Consider the following 19,804-nt stretch of genomic DNA (forward strand, 5'->3'; position numbering starts at 1 on the left):
CGTCAACTATGGTGTTTTCGGGCGGATTTCACTTGACTTCAGGGAAGGTCCGTGGACTTGGAACCATCCGCGTCCGTACCCGTATCCGCACCCCACGGCGCCCCCGCCACGACCAGTGGCGACCCGGTCACCGGGTCCGGTATGACGACCGATTCCAGGCCGAACACCTCCCGTACGAGCTCCGCCGTGACGATCTCCGTGGGGTGCCCCTCGGCGACGATCCGGCCGCCCTTCATGGCCACCAGATGGTCGGCGTACCTGGCCGCCTGGTTGAGGTCGTGCAGCACCGCGACGACGGTCCTGCCGCGCTCCTTGTTGAGCTGGCGCACCAGGTCCAGCACCTCCACCTGGTGGGCGATGTCGAGGTAGGTGGTGGGCTCGTCGAGCAGGAGCAGATCCGTCTCCTGGGCGAGCGCCATCGCGATCCAGACGCGCTGGCGCTGGCCGCCCGAGAGCTCGTCCACGGCCCGCTCCGCGAGCGCCGTGATGTCGGTGCGCTCCATGGCGCCGGTGACGGCGCGCTCGTCCTCGTCCGACCACTGCTGCCACCAGTGCTGGTGCGGCTGGCGGCCGCGTGCCACCAGGTCGGCGACGGTGATCGCCTCGGGCGCCGAAGGGGACTGCGGGAGCAGCCCGATCGACTGCGCGATCTTCCTGGTGGGGGTACGGGCCAGCTCGGCGCCGTCGAGGAGCACCGCGCCGCTGCGCGGCTTGAGCAGCCGTCCCAGGGCCCGCAGGGTGGTGGACTTCCCGCAGGCGTTGGGCCCGACGATGACGGTCACCTGCCCGTCCGGCACGGCCAGGTCGAGCCCTTCGACGACGGTGCGGTCGTCGTACGCGAGCGTCAGCTCACGCGCCGTCAGCCTGGCCGTCGCCGGACTGCTCCCCGCCTGGTTGCTCCCCGCCTGGTTGCTCTCTGCCAGGCTCCCCGCCGTCGGACTGCCCGCCGTCGGGCTGCTGGTCGTCGGCCTGCTGGTCATGGGTTGCCTCCACTACGGCCGCGGGCGCCGTGATTCTTCGCGATCAGCCAGATCAGATACGGGGCGCCGACCGCCGCCGTGAGGACGCCCACCGGCAGTTCGGTGGGCGAGAGGAGCTTGCGGCCGAGCAGATCGGCGAATACGACGATGAACGCGCCCATCAGAGCCGAGCAGAGCAGCGGGATCTGTGCGGTCCTGGTCATCCGGCGGGCGATCTGCGGGGCGAGCAGCGCGACGAAGTCGACGGGTCCGGCGGCCCCGGTCGCCACCGAGGCCAGCACCACGCCGAGCAGCACGAGACCGAGCCGCACCCGCCCGAGCCGGATACCGAGCGCGGTCGCGGTGTCGTCGTCCATGGAGACGGTGCGCTGGGCGTACGCGGCCCACAGCATCGCCGGTACGAGCGCGAGCAGCACCCAGCCGACCAGTTGGGCCTGGCTCCAGCCGCGGCCGTTCAGCGAACCGGTGAGCCAGATCTGCGCCTGCTGGGCGACCAGGTAGTCGCCCTTGGTCAGGAAGAGCTGGGTGACCGAGCCCAGCGCGATGGCGAAGCCGATGCCGATCAGGACGAACCGGGTGGCGTGCAGCCCGCCGCGCCAGGCGAAGGCGTACACCAGGGCGGCGGCGGTGATTCCGCCGATGACCGAGAGGTACGGCAGGACGGCGGTGGAGGTCACCCCGAGCGACATCGCGCCGACGGTGAGCGCGCCCGCGCCCTTGCTGATGCCGATGATGTCGGGGCTGGCCAGCGGGTTGCGTGCGACGGTCTGGATGAGCGCCCCGGACATGCCGAAGGCGGCGCCGACGAGCAGTCCGACGACCATGCGGGGCAGCCGCAGGGTGCCGACGACGAGTTCGTCGGGCGAGGGCCTGCCGAGGACGACCTTGACGACCTCGCCGGGTGCGATGAAGTCCTCACCGACGCAGAGGTACGCGACACAGGTGACGGCCAGCAGCACGGCGAGCGCCACGGCGACCACTGCCGCCCGCCGGTGCAGCAGGAACGTCCCGCGTCCGGCCCGTACGAGGGAGTACCCCGCGGGGCGCACACCGGCGGCGGGGGCCGTCGCGGTGGTTGTCGCAGCCGATGTCACGCCGGGACCGCCTTCCGGCGTACGAGGGTCACCAGGAACGGCACCCCGATCAGGGCCGTCATCACTCCGGCCGGCACCTCGCTGGGCGGGAAGACGACCCGGCCGATGGTGTCGGAGACCAGCAGCATCACCGGGCCGATGAGGGCCGCCATCGGCAGCACCCAGCGGTGGTCGCTGCCGACGATCGCGCGGGCGATGTGCGGCACCGCGAGTCCGATGAAGGCGATGGGTCCGGCGGCGGCCACGCCGACCCCGGTCAGTACGGTGGCGCCGATGCCGCCGACGATGCGTACCGTCGCGACTTTCTGGCCCAGCCCCTTCGCCATGTCGTCGCCCAGTGCCAGCGCGTCGAGTCCGCGCGCGACCGAGGCCACGAGCACCACGCCCACCAGCAGGAACGGCCAGATCTGGCCCACGATGTCGGTGTCCCGGCCGCCGATCGCGCCGACCTGCCAGAAGCGGAACTCGTCCAGCGCCGAAGCCTTGGTGGTCAGGACCGCCTGCACCACGGAGACGAGCAGCGCGTTGATCGCGGCGCCGCCGAGCGCGAGCTTCACCGGGGTCGCGCCGCCGCGCCCCCGGGAGGCGATGGCGTACACCGCGACGGACGCGGCCGCCGCCCCGGCGAAGGCGAACCAGACGTACCCGGTGAGGGTGTGGATCCCGGCGAAGGCGATGGCCAGCACCACGCCGACGGATGCGCCCTGGCTGATGCCGAGGATGCCGGGGTCGGCGATGGGGTTGCGGGTGATGCCCTGGAGCACGGTCCCGGCCAGGGCGAGCGCGGCGCCCACCATCAGGCCGATGAGGGTGCGCGGCACCCGCAGCCGGCGTACGACTTCGGCGGTGTTGCTGTCGCCGCCGTGCAGCAGCGCGTCGATCACCGCCGACGGTGCGATGGCCCGCGCCCCGACCGCGAGGCTGAGCAGGACCGCCAGCAGCAGGGCCACGACGGCGGCGGCCGTCCAGGCTGTGCGGCGGAGGGCCACGGGAGTTGCCATCAGGACATCAGACCCATTCCGAAGGTTGGTAAGGCTTGGCTAAGCCTAAGCTGAGCCCCTCCGGGGGAATCGGCCAGGTCGTGCGCGGGGGGAGGATGGAAGGCATGTCTTCACACCCCCTGACGGTCGGCTTCGACCTGGATATGACCCTGATCGACTCCCGGCGTGGGATCCACGCCGCCTACCAGGTACTTTCCGCCGAGACCGGGACGTACATCGACGCCGACCTCGTGGTCACCCGGCTCGGTCCGCCGCTGGAGACGGAGCTCGCGGAGTGGTTCCCGGAGGAGCAGATTCCGGCGATGCGCGACCGCTACCGTGAGATCTACCCCACACACGCGATCGAGCCGACCACGGCGATGGCGGGCGCCGCCGAAGCGGTGGCAGCGGTACGGCGGCTCGGCGGCCGGGCGATCGTCGTCACCGCCAAGAACCAGCCGGACGCCGTGCGCCACCTGGTCCACCTCGGCATCGAGCCGGACGCCGTCATCGGCTGGCTCTGGGCGGAGGCCAAGGCGGAGGCGCTGCGCGAGCACGGTGCGTCGGTGTACGTGGGCGACCACGTCGGCGATGTGCGCGGGGCGCTCACGGCGGGCGCGCTCTCCGTCGCCGTACCGACCGGTCCGATCGGCGCTGACGAACTGCGCGCGGCCGGAGCCGATGTGATCCTGACGGACCTCACCGAGTTCCCCGCGTGGCTGGAGGGCTACGCCGCCGGAGTCACCGCGGGCGCCTGACCCGCCATCGCGGCACGCGCCCGGCGGCGCTGGTCCGCGATGGAGCGCAGCAGCCCGGCCGCGGCGACGACGAAGCCGACGCCCATCAGCATGCACACGGCATACGCGATGGACGGGAACGGGTGCGTGCCGAGGAACAGCGGGGCCACCGTGACCAGTGTGGCCACGGCTCCGATGAAGAAGATGATCGCGCCGGCCTGGACAAGACGGTCACCGGCGCGGGTGTCGTCAGGGGCGCCGTCAGGGGCGTCGGCCGATTGGGTTTCATTGCTCACCCGGCCAGGGTAGTTCCCTGCCCGGAGGAACTACGCCTGACGTCTCGTTACTGGTCCCCGGACCGTGAGCCGGACCACTAGCCTGAGTCCTGGCGGGTCGAGCGACCCGCTGCAGTGCTATCCAGAGCCGTTTTCTACGACTACGAGGACGAGGACAGACGGTGCCCACCGGCAAGGTCAAATGGTTCAATTCGGAAAAAGGCTTCGGCTTTCTTTCCCGCGACGACGGGGGCGACGTCTTCGTCCACTCGTCGGTGCTCCCGTCCGGAGTCGACGCCCTGAAGCCGGGGCAGCGCGTGGAGTTCGGCGTCGTCGCGGGCCAGCGCGGCGACCAGGCGCTGACCGTGACCATCATCGATCCCACGCCGTCGGTAGCAGCGGCCCAGCGCCGCAAGCCCGACGAACTGGCCTCCATCGTGCAGGACCTGACGACGCTCCTGGAGAACATCACGCCGAGCCTGGAGCGCGGCCGCTATCCCGACAAGGCGGCCGGTGCGAAGATCGCCGGCCTGCTGCGGGCGGTCGCCGACCAGCTGGACGTCTGACCGTACGGACACGGTCTCCCGGTGGGCCGGGGCGGGGAGTTGACTCCCCGCCCCGGCCCACCGGTCTGTCTGCCCCCCCCTGTGCCCCCCTGTGCCCGCCCCTGTAGCCGTCACGGCCGGGGCCAGGGCTGCCCGATGATCGTCTCGATGCGGGTGTTGAAGCGCTCCAGGGCGGCCGCGAACGCGCCGGCCTCCTCGGGGCTCCAGTCGGCGAGCACCCGCTCCAGATTGGCGACAGCGTCCTCGCGGTCGGCGTGCAGCTTCTGCGCGCCCTCCTCCGTCATCCGGAACTTCCGGGCGAGACCGCCCTCCGGGTCCGGGATCCGCTCGACAAGACCGGCGCGGGTCATCGCCGCGGTCTGCCGGTTCAGCGTCGAGGTGTCGAGGCCCAGCGCTTCGACGAGCTGCCCGATGGAGAGCGGGCCGTCGACCTCGATCCGGCAGAGCAGGACATAGGCGCTGCGCTCCAGGCGGGTGGTCTGCGCCATGGCCATGTACCGGTACCTGGCCAGCAGTGTCATTTCCCGCTCGACCCGCTCGAAGTTGTCGCTCGCCTGACGCACGCGGCGTCTCCTCTCGCGCATTTCCCGGTGCCGGTTTGCCTGTATAGCACGCGCGTGTGCATCATGCATAAGGTGTGTATGCTGCACATCCGCCCCATCGGGCGCCCAGCCGAAGAGGAGTTCCCGTGAGACCGACCGCCACCGCGCCACCGCTCCCCAGGACCGGTCCCGTCGTCGCCGTCCTGGCGGGTGCGGGCATCGTCGCCGCCCTGATGCAGACCCTGGTCGTACCGCTCATCGCACAGCTCCCGCAACTGCTGCACACCACACAGGGCAACGCGTCCTGGGTCGTCACCGCGACCCTGCTCGCCGGTGCGGTCGCCACCCCGGTCACCGGCCGGCTCGGTGATCTGTACGGCAAGCGGCGGCTGATGCTGGTCTGCGTCGGGCTGCTGGTGGTGGGCTCGCTGGTCTGTGCGCTCGCTGGCTCGCTGGCCCCCATGGTCATCGGCCGCGCGCTCCAGGGCACCAGCATGGGCATCATCCCGCTCGGCATCAGCGTGATGCGCGACGTGCTGCCGCCGGAGCGCGTCGGTTCGTCCATCGCGCTGATGAGCTCCTCGCTCGGCATCGGCGGTGCGCTCGGCCTGCCCGTCGCGGCCGCGGTGGCGCAGAACACCGACTGGCACATGCTGTTCTGGGGCTCGGCCGGACTGAGCGCCGTACTCGGCGCTCTGATCCTGCTCTTCGTACCCGCGGCGCCGGTCCGCGCCGAAGGCCGCTTCGACTACGCCGGGGCCGTGGGCCTCGCCGCCGGTCTCGTCGCCCTCCTGCTGGCCGTCTCCAAGGGCGGCGACTGGGGCTGGGGCAGCGCGGACACCCTGGGGCTGCTGGCCGCCGCGGTCGTCATCCTGCTGGTCTGGGGCGCCTTCGAACTCCGTACCAGGGACCCGCTGGTCGATCTGCGCACCACCGGGCAGCGCCAGGTGCTGCTGACCAATCTGGCGTCCGTGGTGGTCGGCTTCGCGATGTACGCGCAGTCGCTCGTCGCGCCGCAGCTGCTCCAGCTCCCCGAGGCCACCGGCTACGGACTGGGCCAGTCGATGGTCGTGGCCGGCCTGTGGATGGCCCCGGCCGGGCTGGTGATGATGGCGGTCTCGCCGCTCGGCGCGAAGCTCTCGGCGGTCCGCGGCCCCAAGGTGTCGCTCCTCGCCGGCTCCGTGATCATCGCGATCGGCTACGGCCTGGCGACCGTCCTGATGGGGTCGGTCTGGGGCCTGGTGGTCTTCGGATGCGTGATCAGCGTGGGCGTCGCCTTCGCCTACGGGGCGATGCCCGCCCTGATCATGGGTGCGGTGCCGCTCTCCCAGACCGCGGCGGCCAACGGCTTCAACTCACTGGCCCGGTCGGTCGGTACGTCGGTCTCCAGCGCGGTCATGGGTGTGGTGCTGGCCCAGATGACCGTGTCATCAGGTGGCGTCACGATCCCGTCGGAGACGGGCTTCCGTACGGCGTTCGTGATCGGCGGCGCGGTGGCGCTGGTGGCCGCACTGGTGGTCCTGGCGATTCCCGGCCGCGGCGGGCCGAAGCCGCAGCCGGCCGCTCAGGCAGCGGTGGAGGCACCGGCGGAGACGGAAGCGGTCCAGGTCGCGGGGGATCCGAGCCCCTCGGGCAAGTGAGAGGCGAGCAGGGGAGGGGAGCTGAGTAGGGGGGAGTAGAGGGGGAGCAGAGGGGCGGCCACAGGGGGCGCCGCCCCTTCTGTGCCCGGCTCACTCCGCGGCGAACGCCAGCGCATCGGGCCGCAGCGCCGGTACGAGACCTTCCGCCGCCGCCCGCGTGAGCAGCCCGCGGACCGCCGCGTAGCCGTCCTCGCCGAGGTCCGCCGTGAACTCGTTCACGTACAGACCGATGTGCTGGTCGGCGACCGCCGGGTCCATCTCCTGCGCGTGGCCCAGCACATAGGGCCTGGACACCTCGGGGTCGTCCCAGGCCTGCCGGACCGACGCGCGGACCGTACGGGCCAGCTCCCGCAGCCGCTCATCGCCCAGCGAGCGCTTGGCGATGATCGCGCCCAGCGGGATCGGCAGGCCCGTCGTGGACTCCCAGTGCTGCCCCATGTCGGCCAGCGAGTGCAGCCCGTACTCCTGGTACGTGAACCGCGCCTCGTGGATGACCAGACCCGCGTCGACCTTGCCGTCGCGCACGGCCGGCATGATCTCGTTGAACGGCATCACGACGATCTCGCCGACCCCGCCGGGCACCACCTCGGCCGCCCACAGCCGGAACAGCAGATACGCCGTCGAGCGCTCGCTCGGCACGGCGACCGTCTTCCCGGTGAGGTCCACGCCGGGGCCCCGCGTGAGGACCAGCGGGCCGCAGCCGCGTCCGAGCGCCCCGCCGCACGGCAGCAGCGCGTACTCGTCGAGCACCCAGGGCAGCACCGCGTACGACACCTTCAGGATGTCGAACTCGCCGCGCTCGGCCATCCCGTTGGTGATGTCGATGTCCGCGAACGTCACGTCGATCCGGGGCGCCCCCGGCACCCGGCCGTGGGCCCAGGCGTCGAAAACGAACGTGTCGTTGGGGCAGGGCGAGAACGCGATCTTCAGCGCGTCGCTCTGCTGCGGAGCTCCGGCGGTCTGCGGGGCGTCGTCGGTCATATGCGGTTCCAACCTTCCAGTACGGGCGCGAGCTTCCCGAAAGCCGTGGTGAGCGCGGTCAGCGCGTCGCCGATGCGCCAGGCGTCGCGGTCGCGCGGGCCGACGGCATTGGAGACCGCCCGGATCTCCAGCACCGGCAACCCGGCCTGCGCGGCGGCCTCGGCCACCCCGAAACCCTCCATCGCCTCGGCCACGGCCGCGGGGTGGGCGGCCAGCAGCGCGGCGGCCCGCTCAGCGGTGCCGGTGACGGTGGAAGCGGTGAGTACGGTGCCGGGCGTCGCGCCGGTGGCGTCGGCCACGGCCCGTACGAGAGCGGCGGGCGGCCGGTGCTCCACCGTGCCGAAGCCGAGACCGGTGACGGACACGAACCCGTCGGGTGTCTCGGCGCCCAGATCCGCGGCGACGATCGCGTCGGCCACGAGAAGCGAGCCCGGCGCGGCGTGGAACCCGCCGCCGATGCCCGCCGAGACCACCAGGCCGTACGAGCCGCGCGCGAGGGCGGTCGCCGTCCCGGCGGCAGCGGCGGCCGGGCCGACACCGGCCGCGATCACGTCGTAACAGCCGGTCCCCGCGCCCTGGTCCGCGGTGCCCCCGAACGCGCGCGTGACCGCGTCCCGCTCAGCGGGGACCGCGGTCACGATGAGTACACGCAAGGCGTCAGGCGTCCTTCTTGAAGATGAACGACCAGAGCCCGAAGACCTTGGTGGTGCCGTCGCCTTCGGCGATGGCGACGGTCGACGCGTTGCCCTTGGCGCCGTACTGGGAGTTGAAGAAGACGTTGCCCGGGACCGTCGTGTAGGTCTTCTTGCTGACGCCGGTCAGCTGCTGGCCGTTGAGCAGCAGCACCCAGCCCTTGTCGGCGATCTTCGGGTCCACGCCGATCCGCACGGTCTTGTCCGGGTCCACCTTGATGGACTTGGTGCCCTTCTTCTGCGCGGCGCAGGCCTTGGACGCGGCCATGTCCAGGCTCTTGCCGTCGTTGTAGCAGGCGGCTTCGGAGTGCACCGAGTTCGTGCCGACCGTCACGGTCGCCAGCGGCGTCGGCTTGTCGCAGGCGGACAGGACGAGGAGTCCGGCGGACACGGCACCGAGAGCGGCGGCGGTGCGGCGGCCCTTACCAGTAAGAAGCGCAACGGTCATGGGCCGAAGGCTATCGCCCGGCGCAGGTCACGCCACGCGGGGGTGCGGTGAGCCGCGCCGCGCGGCCGTCAGGAGCCCCCGTACGGTCGTGATCGCACCCACCGCGACCAGCGCCGCACCCACCGATGCGCCCAGCGTGCCGTTCAGCGGCAGGGCCATCGCGATGGCGCCGCCCACCACCCAGGCCAGCTGGAGCACCGTCTCCGACCGCGCGAACGCCGAGGTCCGTACCGTCTCCGGCACATCCCGCTGGATCATCGCGTCCAGCGACAGCTTGGCCAGCGCCTGCGAGAAGCCGGCGACCGCCGCCAGCACCGTCACCAGGAAGGAGACGAAGAAGGCGGCCGTGAGGATCGCGGTGCCCAGCGCCACCCCGAGCAGGGTGGCGATCATGACCTCCGGTCCGCGCGAGCGCAGCAGCGCACCGACGGCCGTACCCAGCGCGTTGCCCCCGCCGGCCGCGACACCGACGATGGTCAGCGACACGGCGGCGTTCTGCCCGGCCATCGGGTGCTCGCGCAGCAGGAAGGCCAGGAAGAAGATCAGGAAGCCGGAGAGCGAGCGCAGCGCGGAGTTCGCCACCAGGCCGTTCAGCACGGAGGGGCCGACCGTGCGCAGCGACGGCTTGCGCTCGTCGGTCCGCTCCACCAGCCGGGCCTTGCCCTCGCCCTTCGCGGAGTCCACCTTGCGGGGCAGCGTCATCGCCAGGAACGCCCCGAACAGGAAGACTGCGGACGCCCCGTAGAGCGGCCAGGCGGAGCCGATCTTGTGCAGCCCGGCCCCGATGGGCGCTCCCACACCGGTGGCGAGCAGCCCCCCGAGCGTGACCCGGGAGTTGGCTTTGACCAGCGAGAACCGTGGCGGCAGCAGCCGTGGGACCACCGCGCTGCGCACCACGCCGTACGCCTTCGACGCCACCAGCACGCCGAGCGCCGCCGGATAGAGCTCGAGCCCGCCGGTGGCCACGGCCCCCGACATCACGAGCGCGAGGACCGCTCTGGCCAGCATCGCGCCGGCCATCGCGGCCCGGCGGCCGTGCGGCAGCCGGTCGAGCAGCGGGCCGATCACCGGGGCGAGCAGCGCGAACGGCGCCATGGTGACCAGGAGGTAGAGCGCGACCCGGCCGCGGGCCTGATCGGTCGGTACGGAGAAGAAGACGGTCGAGGCCAGCGCAACCGTGATCATCACGTCACCGGCGCTGTTCACGGCGTGCAGCTCGATCAGTTTGCCGAGGCCCGACTCGCCCGCCCCATGGGCGTTCGTCGCCCGTCTGATCCCCTTTGCGGTACCAGTGAACGGCCGATGGAGGGCATGACCGACGGCCCGCCCCACCCTGCGCGCCGGGCTGAATCCGTCGGACGACCTTGCGGTGGTCACCCCGTCATAGTGCCCCAACCCCGTACGACCCGAACCGGGATTCGGACGCGCAGGTGGGACGAGAGCCGGAGAAGGGGTAGCGTGCACGGAGGCTGCCGACCACTCCCGGGCGGGCCCGCGACGCCTGTCACCGCGCCTCGCTGCGATGTCGGAACCGCCCAGTGACTTCGGTTACGGGGGCGTTCTCCGCCTTGCGATGCACGGCGCCAGACGCCGCGGGCTCCTCCGCCCGGGTGTGGCCGGAAGCCTCCAGCGCGCCACCGGCGGTTGCCCTTGGCTGTGCGCCTCTCCGTTATCCCGCAGAATGGGTGGGAGAAGGCGCGCCCCCGGGCATGTCGGGCGCGGACGTTGACGCGGTCCTCCGGTCCGCTCCGCCCGTTGCTCGTACGCGAAGGTCGTCCGGCGCACCCGTGAGACGGCGTAGGAGAGAAGCGAGACCTGTGAGTGCTGCGACGACGAGAAGCCGTACCCCTGACCGCCTGTGCGCCGAGGCGGTCGGCCTTGCCCGCGAGGCGGCGGAGGAAGCTGCCTTCCCCGGGGTGGTCGGCGAACACGTCTCTGTGGTGGCCGAGGGTGACCGGGTGGTCACCCACTTCTTCGAGTGCAAGGAACCGGGCTACCGGGGCTGGCGCTGGGCGGTGACGGTCGCCCGGGCATCCCGGGCGAAGCTCGTCACGCTCGACGAGACGGTCCTGCTGCCGGGCTCCGACTCGCTGCTGGCCCCCGAGTGGGTGCCGTGGAGCGAGCGGCTGCGCCCCGGCGACATGGGGCCCGGTGACCTGCTGCCCACCGAGGCGGAGGATCTGCGCCTGGAGCCCGGCTTCTCGGGCGAGGACGCGCCGCCGCCCAACTCCGTGCTCTCCGACGAGCTGGCGGACCGGGTCGAGGCGGAGGACGCCGAGGTCACCGACCGCACGGCGGTCCCGGCCCGCGGCACGGTCGCCGCGGTCGCCGACGAGCTGGGGATGCGGCGGGCGCGGGTGCTGTCCCGCTACGGGCTGCACCAGGCGGCGGACCGCTGGGACGAGGAGTACGGGGCGAAGACCCCGATGGCCCAGGCGGCCCCGGCTTCCTGTGTGACGTGTGCGTTCCTGGTCCCGCTCTCCGGTTCGCTGCGGCAGGCCTTCGGGGTCTGCGGGAACGAGTTCGGTCCGGCGGACGGGCATGTGGTGTCGCTGTCGTACGGCTGCGGCGGCCACTCGGAGGCGGCGGTCATGCCGAAGCCGCTGCGGCCCGCGCCGCTGGTGCTCGACTCGACGGCCGCGGACCCGTTCGCGCTGCGGCCGGACCCGGAGGGCGGTTCCGTCTCGGCGCAGGCGGCGTCCGATGCGGACGATCTGGGGCATTCGTAGGGGCTGCTGAGGTTCTGAGGTGTGGGGGGTGCGGCACATGCCGCGCCCCCCACACCTGTCTCGGCACCTGTCGCGGGTACGGCCTGGTGCCGCGCCCTCCCACGATCTGTCCTGCGGTCAGGGCTTGACGAGGACCTTGAGGCTCTTGCGGTCGGCCATGTCCCGGTATCCGGCGGGCACGCCGTCGAGGCCGGTGGTGGCGTCGAAGACCTTTCCGGGTTCGATGGTGCCGTCCAGGATCGCGGGCATCAGTTCCTCGATGTAGGCGCGGACGGGGGCCGGGCCACCGGCGAGCCGGAGGTTGTGGCGGAAGAGGCTGCCGAAGCCGATCGGGGCCTCCTCGTACTGGGGGACGCCGACGCGGCTGATGACGCCGCCGGGTCGGACGATGCCGACGGCCTGCTCGTAGGCGGGCATGTGGCCGACGGCTTCGAGGACCACGTGTGTGCCGTTCCCTCCGGTGAGCTCGCGGACCGCCTCGATGCCTTCATCGCCGCGGGCGGATACGACATCGGTGGCGCCGAACTCGCGGCCGAGGTCGGTGCGTACCCGGTGGCGTCCCATCAGGACGATCCGCTCGGCGCCCAGCAGCCTGGCCGAGAGCACCGCCAGCAGGCCGACGGCGCCGTCGCCGATCACGGTGACGCTGGTGCGTGGGCCGACGCCGCCCATGACGGCGGCGTGGTGGCCGGTGCCGAACACGTCCGAGAGGGTCAGCAGGGACGGGATCAGGGCCGAGTCCGCTGCGACGGGGAGCTTGACGAGGGTGCCGTCGGCGAGCGGTACGCGGACCGCTTCGGCCTGCCCGCCCTCGTCGGGTTCGCCGTCCCAGAAGCCGGCCTGCGGGTGGGTGCAGGAGGTGTGCAGGCCCTCGCGGCAGAACTCACAGGTGTTGTCGGAGATCGCGAAGGGGGCTACGACCAGGTCGCCGCGCTTGACGGTGGTGACCTCGGGGCCGGTGTCCTCGACGATGCCGATGAACTCGTGGCCCATCCGGGCGGGCCCGTCCCCGGGCTTCATGGAGCCGTACGGATGCAGGTCGCTGCCGCAGACGCAGGAAGCGGTGATACGGACCAGGGCGTCGGTGGGGTGCTTGATGACGGGGTCCGGGACGTTCTCGACGCGGACGTCGCCGGCGCCGTACATGAGAGTCGCGCGCATCAGGGTTCTCCAGATCGGGTGGTGCCGGTTTCAGGCGGTGGTTTCAGGTGGTGCAGGAAGGAGGGGGCTGTCGTCCTAAGGGTTCGTGCCGGGTGCGGCCGGGGCACCTTCGGTGACCTGGACGGCGGATGCGGCCGCGCCGCGGCGCCGGACGATGGCGAGGGCGAGGGTGGTGATCACGGTCAGGGCGGCGATGACGGTGCCGACCACGGCGGGGCCGGTCGTGCCCAGGGACGAGCTCAGGGCGAGGCCCGCGATCCAGGAGCCGACGGCGGTGCCGAGGTTGAACCCGGAGACGCTGAGGGCGGAGCCCAGGGTCGGCGCCCGGCCCGCGTACCGGACGGCCAGGGAGATCAGCACCGGGTTGGCGCCGAGGCCGAAGAACCCCAGCAGGGTGACCAGGACGACGGTGACGATCGCGTGACCGGCGAGCAGACTGATCGCGAGGAGCAGCACGGTGGCTCCTGCGGCGGCCACGACCGTAGCCGTGTGCGGGCGCTTGTCGCCGATGCGGCCTCCGACGAGCGAGCCGGCCAGGGCGCCGACACCGAAGCCGACCAGGACCAGCGGCACCAGCGCGGAGGCGATGCCGCTGCGGTCGGTCAGCAGCGGGGAGATGTAGGAGTACGCGGCCAGAACACCGCCGGTCGTGGTCGCGCAGGCGGCCAGGGCCAGCCACAGCCGGCCCGAGCGCAGTGAGCTCAGCTCGGAGCGGATCGAGACTGCCTGCTGGTGGGGGCCGTCGTGCGGGACGGTGCGAGCGATGAGGGCGACGGCCGCTGCGGCGAGGACCGCGAGGGCCCAGAACGGTCCGCGCCAGCCCATGAGCTGCCCGGCGAACGCGCCGACGGGTACGCCGATGACGTTGGCGAGCATGCCTCCGGCGCCCACCAGGCCCAGGGCGCGGGAACTCGCGGCGGGCCCGGCGGCGCGGGCGGCGACGACGTTGGCCACCGCCCAGAACGCCCCGGTGGCCAGCGCCGTCACGAACCGGGCCGCCAGGACCAGCGCGAAGCTGGAGCTGAGCGCGACGACGATGTGTCCGGCCGCGAACAAGCCCAGGGCAAGCATCAGCGTCAGCCGGCGGGGCATCCGCAGCGTCAGCATCGACATCACCGGTGCGCCGATGATCATCCCGACCGCGAAGACCGTGATCATCAGGCCGGTCTGTGCCACGCCGACCCGCAGGTCGCCCGCGATCTGGGGCAGCAGCCCGGCCACCACGAACTCGGTGGTCGCCATCAGGAAGGTGCCCAGCGCCATCACGTGGACGACAAGCGGCAGCCGGGCGGACGACTGGTCACTCGTGACATCGGCGGGGGACTGGTCGGCCGTGGCATCGGCGGGGGACTGAAGGGTTCCTCCTCGCGTACTCAAGGTTCATCTCCGTTGGGGTCGGGATCGGGGTCGTGACCGGGGTCGTGACCGGGGTACGTGAACCAGGAAACCGGCGGCTCCGCACCTGAGGAAGGTCGGGTTTATGGGGGGTACAAGCTCGACCTCCCTGCCCGCGGGCCGGTGGCTACCGTGGAAGGCATGGACCCGCACCCCGACGACCGCACCGGCCACCGCACGGACGGCGGCGCCGACCACCGCACCGAGATCCGGGACTTTCTCGCCAGCCGGCGAGCGAAGATCACGCCGGAGCAGGTCGGGCTGCCCACCAGCGGCCGGCGCCGGGTACCGGGGCTGCGGCGCGAGGAAGTCGCCGTACTCGCGGGTGTGAGCACCGAGTGGTACACCCGGCTGGAGAAGGGCCACATCAGCGGCGTTTCCGACGATGTCGTCGACGCGGTCGCCCGAGCGCTGCGGCTGGACGACGACGAACGCACCTACCTGTTCGACCTGGCCCGCGCGGCCCGGCCCGCCCGCCGCACGCCGTCCCGTCGCAAGGACGTCGAGGTCCCGCCGCGAGTCCAGTGGCTGCTCGACTCGATGACGCTGTCCTCAGCCTTCGTACGCAACGGACGCCAGGACATCGTGGCCAGCAACCCCCTGGCCAGAGCGCTGCACGCGCCCGTGTTCGACAGCAGCACCACCGACGGACGGGGCCGCCCCAACATCGCCCGCTACATCTTCCTCGACCCCGGGGCCCAGGACTTCTTCCCCGACTGGGACGACGCCGCCGTCGCCACCGCCGCACTGCTGCGCGCGGAGGCCGGGCGCGAGCCCCACGACCGGGCCCTGCGCGAGCTGATCGGTGAACTGTCGACGCTCAGCCCCGAGTTCCGCAGCCAGTGGGCCGCCCACGACGTCCGTATCCGCCACGACGGCATCAAACGGCTCCAGCACCCCGAGGCCGGCCTCCTGGAACTGACCTACCAGTCCCTGGACCTGCCCGTCTCCCACCGGGCGGTCCACGACCTGACCCTCTACACCGCCGAGCCGGGCAGCACATCCGAAGACCGCCTCAAGCTCCTCGCCAGCCTGGCGGCAACCCGGTCCCGGGCGGCAACACCCACCGACCGACCGGGCTGAGCGGCCTGCTCCACACGCTGCACTGAATCGGTCTGTGCCATTCCTTCGTCTCCCCCGCGTTGCTGCCCGCAGGGTGTCGGGATCCGCAGGCGGTGTGGGGGCGAGCATTCCTGGCTGTGTCTCTGCCGAGAATGGAAAACAGCGATCAAGCGATCAGTCGTACGGCACGCTCGCCGTTGCCGGGGAGACCAGGTTCTGGAGCTGGTCGAGTGCGGTTCGGAGTGCTTCCAGCCCGGCGATGCGTGCTGCGTTCCGTTCGGCGACGGCGGCGTTGAGTCCCGCGAAGAACTGTGTGCGGTAGGCGAGGTCCGACTCGATGCGTTGGAGTTCGGCGAACAGGGTCGGCAGGCTGGGCTGTTGTGGGGTGAGCAGGCGCGTGAGGCGGGGCAGGTGCCGTCGTAAGCGGGCCTGTACGACGCCTGCGGCGAAGATGAGCCGGATCAGTGAGAGCGTTATGGCTGCTGCCCTCCGTGGTCGGCCTGCTGGTGGCGCCTGCGCAGCACTCGACAGTCGGTTTCCCGGCTGGCGTCGTGCCCGGCTTGGGCGACCGCCTCGGCGAGGTCGAACTCCTCGCACTCCCGGCAGTACTCGTGATCGCTCTCGTCGGGTGATGGTGAGGGTGTGCCGGTGGGGGTCACGATTCCAGCCTCCTGCGACTCCGGGCGTTGATCCGTGCGTTCTCGGCGGTAAGCCGTTCCGCGGGAGTCGGGGTTCGGACCTGCTCGGGGGCGGCCTCCCATTCGGAGCCACCGTTGACCGGTCGCAGTGACCAGTACGGGCCGGCGAGCCCCCGGAACTCCCCGGTCCGATTGCCGTGCCCCGTGTCCACCATGAGCGCGCCGAGATCCGGGACGTACGAGGATTCCTGCCCGTTCGGGCTGTTCTGAGCAGCCACCGCCACTCCTCTCCGTAGTCATTCCGCTACCAAGGCGGCTCAGCGTGGCCTACAGTCGAGACCATCTTCAACTTGCGTTGCCCGAGCGGAGAGTTAGGGATTCACGTGGTGAACCGGAAGGAACTGAATCCTGAAGCGTCGTTACGCGCGGCGTTCGGGGAACTCTTGCGCAGGCTGCGGGACGAACGCGGGTGGACGCAGGACGAGCTGGGCGAGCGCATGGGGTGCTCCGGGACGCATATTTCTGCCGTAGAAACGGGTCGCCGCCCTCCAACTAGCCGTTTTTCGGCTAGTGCTGACAGGGCGCTCGGTGCTGGGGGCAAGCTTCAACGCCAGAGCCGTGCTCTTCGGCACAGTGCGCTTTTGGAAGGGTTCCCGGAGTACGTCAGGCAAGAGGCGCGCGCGGCAGAGATCCGGCTCTATGAGGTGGGCGTTATCCCCGGTCTGCTTCAGACGCCGGATTACGCGGCGGCGCTGGAAGCAGATGCAGTGCGCCGGGAAGCCATCACCCCCGAACAAGCTGCTGAGCGTGTCGCATTGGTGGCGGAGCGTCAAGCCGCACTTGCTCGGTCTCCGTCACCCTTGATCTTCGCGGTGCTCGATGAAGGGTGTGTACTCCGGCCGATGGGCGATACATGCATCATGGATGCCCAGTTTGCACGGCTGTTGGAGTTCGCTGCGCTGCCGAACACCGTGCTTCAAATCGCCCCGTTCCGCATGGGGGCACGTCGGCCGTTCAGCCTGCCCATCACCGTACTTACGTTGCCCGACCGCTCGCTGATCTCGTATGCCGAGTCGGCTCAGCGAGGGCACTTGGAACGGGAAAGCCACTTCGTGCTGCCCATACTGACGGCCTACCATCAACTACAGGCCGAGGCGCTCTCCCAGGCGGCATCAGTGGCAATGATCGAGCAGGTACGAAAGGGCACTCCGTGACGACCGAAACCCCCCGTTGGTTCAAGACCTCGTACAGCGGCAACGGCGGCCAGTGCATCGAGGTAGCCGCCAACCTCATCGCCCCGCACGGCGTCGTCCCCGTCCGTGACTCCAAGAACCCGAACGGCCCGGTTCTGTCCGTCCGCGCCTGCGCGTTCGCCTCCTTCGTGGCAGGCGTCAAAGGCGGAGAGTTCGGCGCGGCCTGACCGCCCCCGGCCCGGCACGTACCGATCAGAGCCGCCCCGCCGTGCCTTGCATGGTGGGTGGTTCAGATCGGCAGGTCCCAGCCGGGCCCTTCCTCGGTGCCGAGCCACACACGCTGCCGGGCCGACGAGACCGTGATGCCGAAGTCCTCCTGGTGCGGTGCGCCTGCCGCCTGCCAGCTCCGTACTGCTGTTTCGACCTGATCCCACAGGCGGACAGGACCACGCTGTACGACTGTCCAGCCGCCGTCCGGCCCGGACGCCGTCCGCGACTGGGAACCTGTGGAGACGTCCCAGAGGATCTGTTCCGCCCCCGCCCCCATCCGCTCGGCCGAGGGCGCGGCGAGTTGGGCGACCCAGCTTCCGGTCCACGTACCGATGGTCTCGGGGTCGATCCGGCTATGGCGCTCCTCACCGGGCAGCAGGGCCAGCGCCGGGCGGGGCGGGCGGTCATGCGGGCGGGCCAGCATGAAGCTGGTGTACCCGGGCAGGAACCGCCCGGTAGCAGTGCCGGGGCCGGTCACCGTAAGCAGTGCCAGCCCGGATGCGTAGCTCCATCCGGAGAGGGTGACCAGCAGCTTTCCGCCTGGCTTCACCTGGTGCAGCCACGGCATCGGGATGTACCGGACCGAACAGGTGGCGATCAGGTGGTCATACGCTCCGCCCTCCGGGTCTCCCCGCAGGCCGTCCCCGGTAATCAGCCTGGGGGCGTACCCGGCGGCCTTGATGGTCGATTCTGCTGCGGCGCCGACCACCTGGTCGTACTCGACGCTGGTGAGGTTGGCGTCCCCAAGACGGTGTGCACCGAGGGCGGTCGAGTACCCGGTTCCGGTACCGATCTCCAGGACTCGCTGGCCTGGTCGGACGTCGAGCTGCTGCCACATACGCAGCACCAGGGACGGCAGCGTGGAAGACGATGAGGGGGAGCCCGCAACGGCCGTTCCGTCTGCGATGTCGTCCGGCCTGGTGCGGCCGTCGAGTTGGGTGATGAGCGTCCGGTCGGTGTAGATGCCTTGCAGCCACCCGGAGGCGCCTTGGCGGACGGGCCGGTAGCGGGTCGGGACGCTGTCCGGCACTTGTTCGAAGTAGGCGCCCACGAACAGTTCCCGGGGAACGATCTCAGTGGCTCTGCGCCACTTTGGATCGGTGAGCGCGCCGTCCTCGGTGAGAGCGTCCGCCAGGACGGCGCGCAGTTGAGCAGATGCGCTCACGTGTCAGAGCCTTTCTCCAGCTGATCAGCGATGGCGTGTGCAATCGAGTCGGTGGTCTCGGCCGGCTGCCATGCCCACTGGCCGTTGGGGTTGCACTCCAGGAAATACCAGGCGCTGTCGGCGGTCACGGCGAAGTCGAACGCGCCAAACGTCAGCCTGAAGTCCTTGAGATAGGTGGCAATGGAGCGCGCCACAGCTTCGGGAATTCCGATCGGTGTGCATCGCATGAGGTCCTGCCGGTAAAGCCAGTCGAGGTCGGGGCTGTCGATCCGGGACCCGAACAGAAGGCCGCCAACAGCCGTCACGCGCACGTCGAACGCCTTGTTCACCTTGGCTTGGAACATGTGTGGGCATACAGCCACGGCACTGGTGATCTCATCACCGTGCACCTCCCGCACCCACACACTGTGCGGCCGGTCGTCCACACGGTAGAGCGTGTTCCACACGGGTTTGAAGACCACTCCGCCACGCTCACGTGCCACGAAATCCCGCGCGTCGTTCTCGTTGTCGGTGATCAGTGTGTGAGGCACCAGGAATCCGCTCTGCCGGGCAGTCCCGAGTTGAGCGGGCTTGTACTCCGCCGCGCGGTTGCTCCACGGATGGTTGACGTAGTGCGCTCCCGGGAGGGACGCGAGGATCCCCCCTGCCCCCCAGTAGGACTGTTCTGCGGCGAACCTGCGGTCCTGCCCGTCCAGCCTCGGAGTGCCCTCGTACGGCGAGGGCCTGCGAACCCAGACGGACTGCACCCGCGTGAGATCGAGCTCCCGGCTCGGGGTACGCAGGGTGCCCCGCTGATCCTCCGTTCGGTACGTGGCGGTCAGGGAGGCACTCTCGTTCAGGTCGGCGCCGGGATCGAGACGGACCACGGAAACCCGGCGCTCGGCGAGCAGCCGCAGCACCACGTCTGCCGTCCCGTCGTAGGGGTTGGTCAGCACCAGCACCGACCCGCGTTGGTCGTTCATCAGCCAGAACTCTTGTCCTGGTCGTAGGACTCCTGCGAGTCGGCGTCCGTAGCCCCGCCGGGGCCGGAGCCATCGCCCGGGGTGGTCGTGGTGGGAGTCAGACCGCTGGTGCTGGTGCCGTGTCCAGCCATCGCAACCGTGCGCCCGTGCGCGTCCACGATCACCGCGATCTGCGTTTCTGGGTCGATAGCTGGTGGGATCTGCGGAACCGCCACAGTGGCCGCGTACGGCTCCATCCTGCCCGCGCCCCAAGGTGTGAACGTCTCAGTCATGAGGTCCATGGTGGTGCTGTGG

23 protein-coding genes are annotated in these 19,804 nt (G+C 70.9%); 7 read left to right on the forward strand and 16 right to left on the reverse strand.

Translation table 11 applies throughout. The features are described 5' to 3' along the window. Positions 1-38 precede the first annotated feature (38 nt). From OG210_RS17070 to OG210_RS17080, 3 genes are read right to left on the reverse strand one after another with little or no spacing between them, the layout of a single operon-like run. Positions 39-980, reverse strand: a complete 942-nt coding sequence (locus OG210_RS17070) for an ABC transporter ATP-binding protein (protein ID WP_371537449.1) — start codon at positions 978-980, stop codon at positions 39-41. Then, entirely contained in the window at positions 977-2,074 is a 1,098-nt protein-coding gene (locus tag OG210_RS17075; protein WP_328328086.1) for an iron ABC transporter permease, read from the reverse strand. The genes OG210_RS17070 and OG210_RS17075 overlap by 4 nt, the downstream gene beginning before the upstream one ends. Beyond that, entirely contained in the window at positions 2,071-3,075 is a 1,005-nt protein-coding gene (locus OG210_RS17080; RefSeq protein WP_328328084.1) for an iron ABC transporter permease, read from the reverse strand. The genes OG210_RS17075 and OG210_RS17080 overlap by 4 nt, the downstream gene beginning before the upstream one ends. Positions 3,076-3,179: 104 nt before the next feature. Between OG210_RS17080 and OG210_RS17085 the strand changes: the two genes are divergently transcribed. After that, the gene (locus OG210_RS17085; protein ID WP_328328082.1) at positions 3,180-3,812 is read left to right on the forward strand and encodes an HAD hydrolase-like protein; all 633 of its coding nucleotides are present in this window, start codon (positions 3,180-3,182) and stop codon (positions 3,810-3,812) included. Here the strand turns inward: OG210_RS17085 and OG210_RS17090 are convergent. Continuing rightward, positions 3,782-4,087 (reverse strand): hypothetical protein, encoded by a 306-nt coding sequence (locus OG210_RS17090; RefSeq protein ID WP_328328080.1) that lies wholly within the window; start codon positions 4,085-4,087, stop codon positions 3,782-3,784. The two genes, OG210_RS17085 and OG210_RS17090, sit on opposite strands and share 31 nt — an antisense overlap. 161 nt (positions 4,088-4,248) lie before the next feature. Here OG210_RS17090 and OG210_RS17095 point away from each other — a divergent pair, with 161 nt between their 5' ends. Beyond that, positions 4,249-4,632, forward strand: coding sequence for a cold-shock protein (locus tag OG210_RS17095; protein ID WP_323183791.1), 384 nt, complete (start codon positions 4,249-4,251; stop codon positions 4,630-4,632). A 110-nt stretch (positions 4,633-4,742) separates the two neighbouring features. On the opposite strand, the gene OG210_RS17100 is transcribed toward OG210_RS17095, so the two are convergent. Beyond that, on the reverse strand, positions 4,743-5,153 hold the full coding sequence (locus OG210_RS17100; protein WP_371540331.1) for a MarR family winged helix-turn-helix transcriptional regulator: 411 nt from the start codon (positions 5,151-5,153) through the stop codon (positions 4,743-4,745). 254 nt (positions 5,154-5,407) lie between these two features. Here OG210_RS17100 and OG210_RS17105 point away from each other — a divergent pair, with 254 nt between their 5' ends. Further along, positions 5,408-6,814: an MFS transporter gene (locus tag OG210_RS17105; RefSeq protein WP_371540333.1), complete on the forward strand. Its 1,407-nt coding sequence runs from the start codon at positions 5,408-5,410 to the stop codon at positions 6,812-6,814. A gap of 90 nt (positions 6,815-6,904) precedes the next feature. Here OG210_RS17105 and OG210_RS17110 read toward each other — a convergent pair whose 3' ends face one another. From OG210_RS17110 to OG210_RS17125, 4 genes are read right to left on the reverse strand one after another with little or no spacing between them, the layout of a single operon-like run. After that, complete coding sequence (locus tag OG210_RS17110) at positions 6,905-7,795, reverse strand: 1,4-dihydroxy-6-naphthoate synthase (RefSeq protein WP_371537454.1); 891 nt, start codon at positions 7,793-7,795, stop codon at positions 6,905-6,907. Next, positions 7,792-8,448, reverse strand: a complete 657-nt coding sequence (locus OG210_RS17115) for a futalosine hydrolase (RefSeq protein ID WP_328328071.1) — start codon at positions 8,446-8,448, stop codon at positions 7,792-7,794. The genes OG210_RS17110 and OG210_RS17115 overlap by 4 nt, the downstream gene beginning before the upstream one ends. Positions 8,449-8,452: 4 nt before the next feature. Further along, complete coding sequence (locus OG210_RS17120; RefSeq protein ID WP_328328069.1) at positions 8,453-8,935, reverse strand: DUF2771 domain-containing protein; 483 nt, start codon at positions 8,933-8,935, stop codon at positions 8,453-8,455. 27 nt (positions 8,936-8,962) lie between these two features. Then, the gene (locus tag OG210_RS17125; protein ID WP_328328067.1) at positions 8,963-10,312 is read right to left on the reverse strand and encodes an MFS transporter; all 1,350 of its coding nucleotides are present in this window, start codon (positions 10,310-10,312) and stop codon (positions 8,963-8,965) included. Positions 10,313-10,752: 440 nt separating this feature from the next. On the opposite strand from OG210_RS17125, the gene OG210_RS17130 reads away from it, so the two are divergent. Beyond that, the gene (locus OG210_RS17130; RefSeq protein WP_328328065.1) at positions 10,753-11,664 is read left to right on the forward strand and encodes a DUF3027 domain-containing protein; all 912 of its coding nucleotides are present in this window, start codon (positions 10,753-10,755) and stop codon (positions 11,662-11,664) included. Positions 11,665-11,781: 117 nt separating this feature from the next. Here the strand turns inward: OG210_RS17130 and OG210_RS17135 are convergent, their stop codons facing one another. Together OG210_RS17135 and OG210_RS17140 are read right to left on the reverse strand one after the other, a co-directional pair. After that, positions 11,782-12,825: a zinc-binding dehydrogenase gene (locus tag OG210_RS17135; RefSeq protein WP_328328063.1), complete on the reverse strand. Its 1,044-nt coding sequence runs from the start codon at positions 12,823-12,825 to the stop codon at positions 11,782-11,784. Between the two features lie 75 nt (positions 12,826-12,900). Next, entirely contained in the window at positions 12,901-14,202 is a 1,302-nt protein-coding gene (locus tag OG210_RS17140; RefSeq protein ID WP_328328061.1) for an MFS transporter, read from the reverse strand. Positions 14,203-14,361: 159 nt separating this feature from the next. Between OG210_RS17140 and OG210_RS17145 the strand changes: the two genes are divergently transcribed. Continuing rightward, the gene (locus tag OG210_RS17145; RefSeq protein WP_328328059.1) at positions 14,362-15,303 is read left to right on the forward strand and encodes a helix-turn-helix transcriptional regulator; all 942 of its coding nucleotides are present in this window, start codon (positions 14,362-14,364) and stop codon (positions 15,301-15,303) included. Between the two features lie 452 nt (positions 15,304-15,755). On the opposite strand, the gene OG210_RS17150 is transcribed toward OG210_RS17145, so the two are convergent. Continuing rightward, positions 15,756-15,941, reverse strand: a complete 186-nt coding sequence (locus OG210_RS17150; RefSeq protein WP_328328056.1) for a hypothetical protein — start codon at positions 15,939-15,941, stop codon at positions 15,756-15,758. Then, on the reverse strand, positions 15,938-16,135 hold the full coding sequence (locus OG210_RS17155; RefSeq protein ID WP_328335484.1) for a hypothetical protein: 198 nt from the start codon (positions 16,133-16,135) through the stop codon (positions 15,938-15,940). The genes OG210_RS17150 and OG210_RS17155 overlap by 4 nt, the downstream gene beginning before the upstream one ends. A gap of 168 nt (positions 16,136-16,303) precedes the next feature. On the opposite strand from OG210_RS17155, the gene OG210_RS17160 reads away from it, so the two are divergent. Together OG210_RS17160 and OG210_RS17165 are read left to right on the forward strand one after the other, a co-directional pair. Next, positions 16,304-17,134: a helix-turn-helix transcriptional regulator gene (locus OG210_RS17160; RefSeq protein ID WP_328328054.1), complete on the forward strand. Its 831-nt coding sequence runs from the start codon at positions 16,304-16,306 to the stop codon at positions 17,132-17,134. Continuing rightward, on the forward strand, positions 17,131-17,340 hold the full coding sequence (locus OG210_RS17165) for a DUF397 domain-containing protein (RefSeq protein ID WP_328328052.1): 210 nt from the start codon (positions 17,131-17,133) through the stop codon (positions 17,338-17,340). Before OG210_RS17160 ends, OG210_RS17165 begins: the two co-directional genes overlap by 4 nt. Before the next feature lie 62 nt (positions 17,341-17,402). Here the strand turns inward: OG210_RS17165 and tgmC are convergent, their stop codons facing one another. Genes tgmC through tgmA form a run of 3 tightly spaced genes read right to left on the reverse strand, consistent with a single transcriptional unit; the run spans position 17,403 to position 19,782 of the window. Further along, entirely contained in the window at positions 17,403-18,548 is a 1,146-nt protein-coding gene (gene tgmC, locus OG210_RS17170) for an ATP-grasp peptide maturase system methyltransferase (protein WP_371537461.1), read from the reverse strand. Beyond that, complete coding sequence (gene tgmB / locus OG210_RS17175) at positions 18,545-19,510, reverse strand: ATP-grasp ribosomal peptide maturase (RefSeq protein ID WP_371537464.1); 966 nt, start codon at positions 19,508-19,510, stop codon at positions 18,545-18,547. The genes tgmC and tgmB overlap by 4 nt, the downstream gene beginning before the upstream one ends. Then, complete coding sequence (tgmA, locus tag OG210_RS17180; RefSeq protein ID WP_371537467.1) at positions 19,510-19,782, reverse strand: putative ATP-grasp-modified RiPP; 273 nt, start codon at positions 19,780-19,782, stop codon at positions 19,510-19,512. Before tgmA ends, tgmB begins: the two co-directional genes overlap by 1 nt. Positions 19,783-19,804 lie beyond the last annotated feature (22 nt).

Source organism: Streptomyces sp. NBC_00466, from assembly GCF_041433995.1.
In the GTDB taxonomy this organism is placed as follows: Bacteria; Actinomycetota; Actinomycetes; order Streptomycetales; family Streptomycetaceae; genus Streptomyces.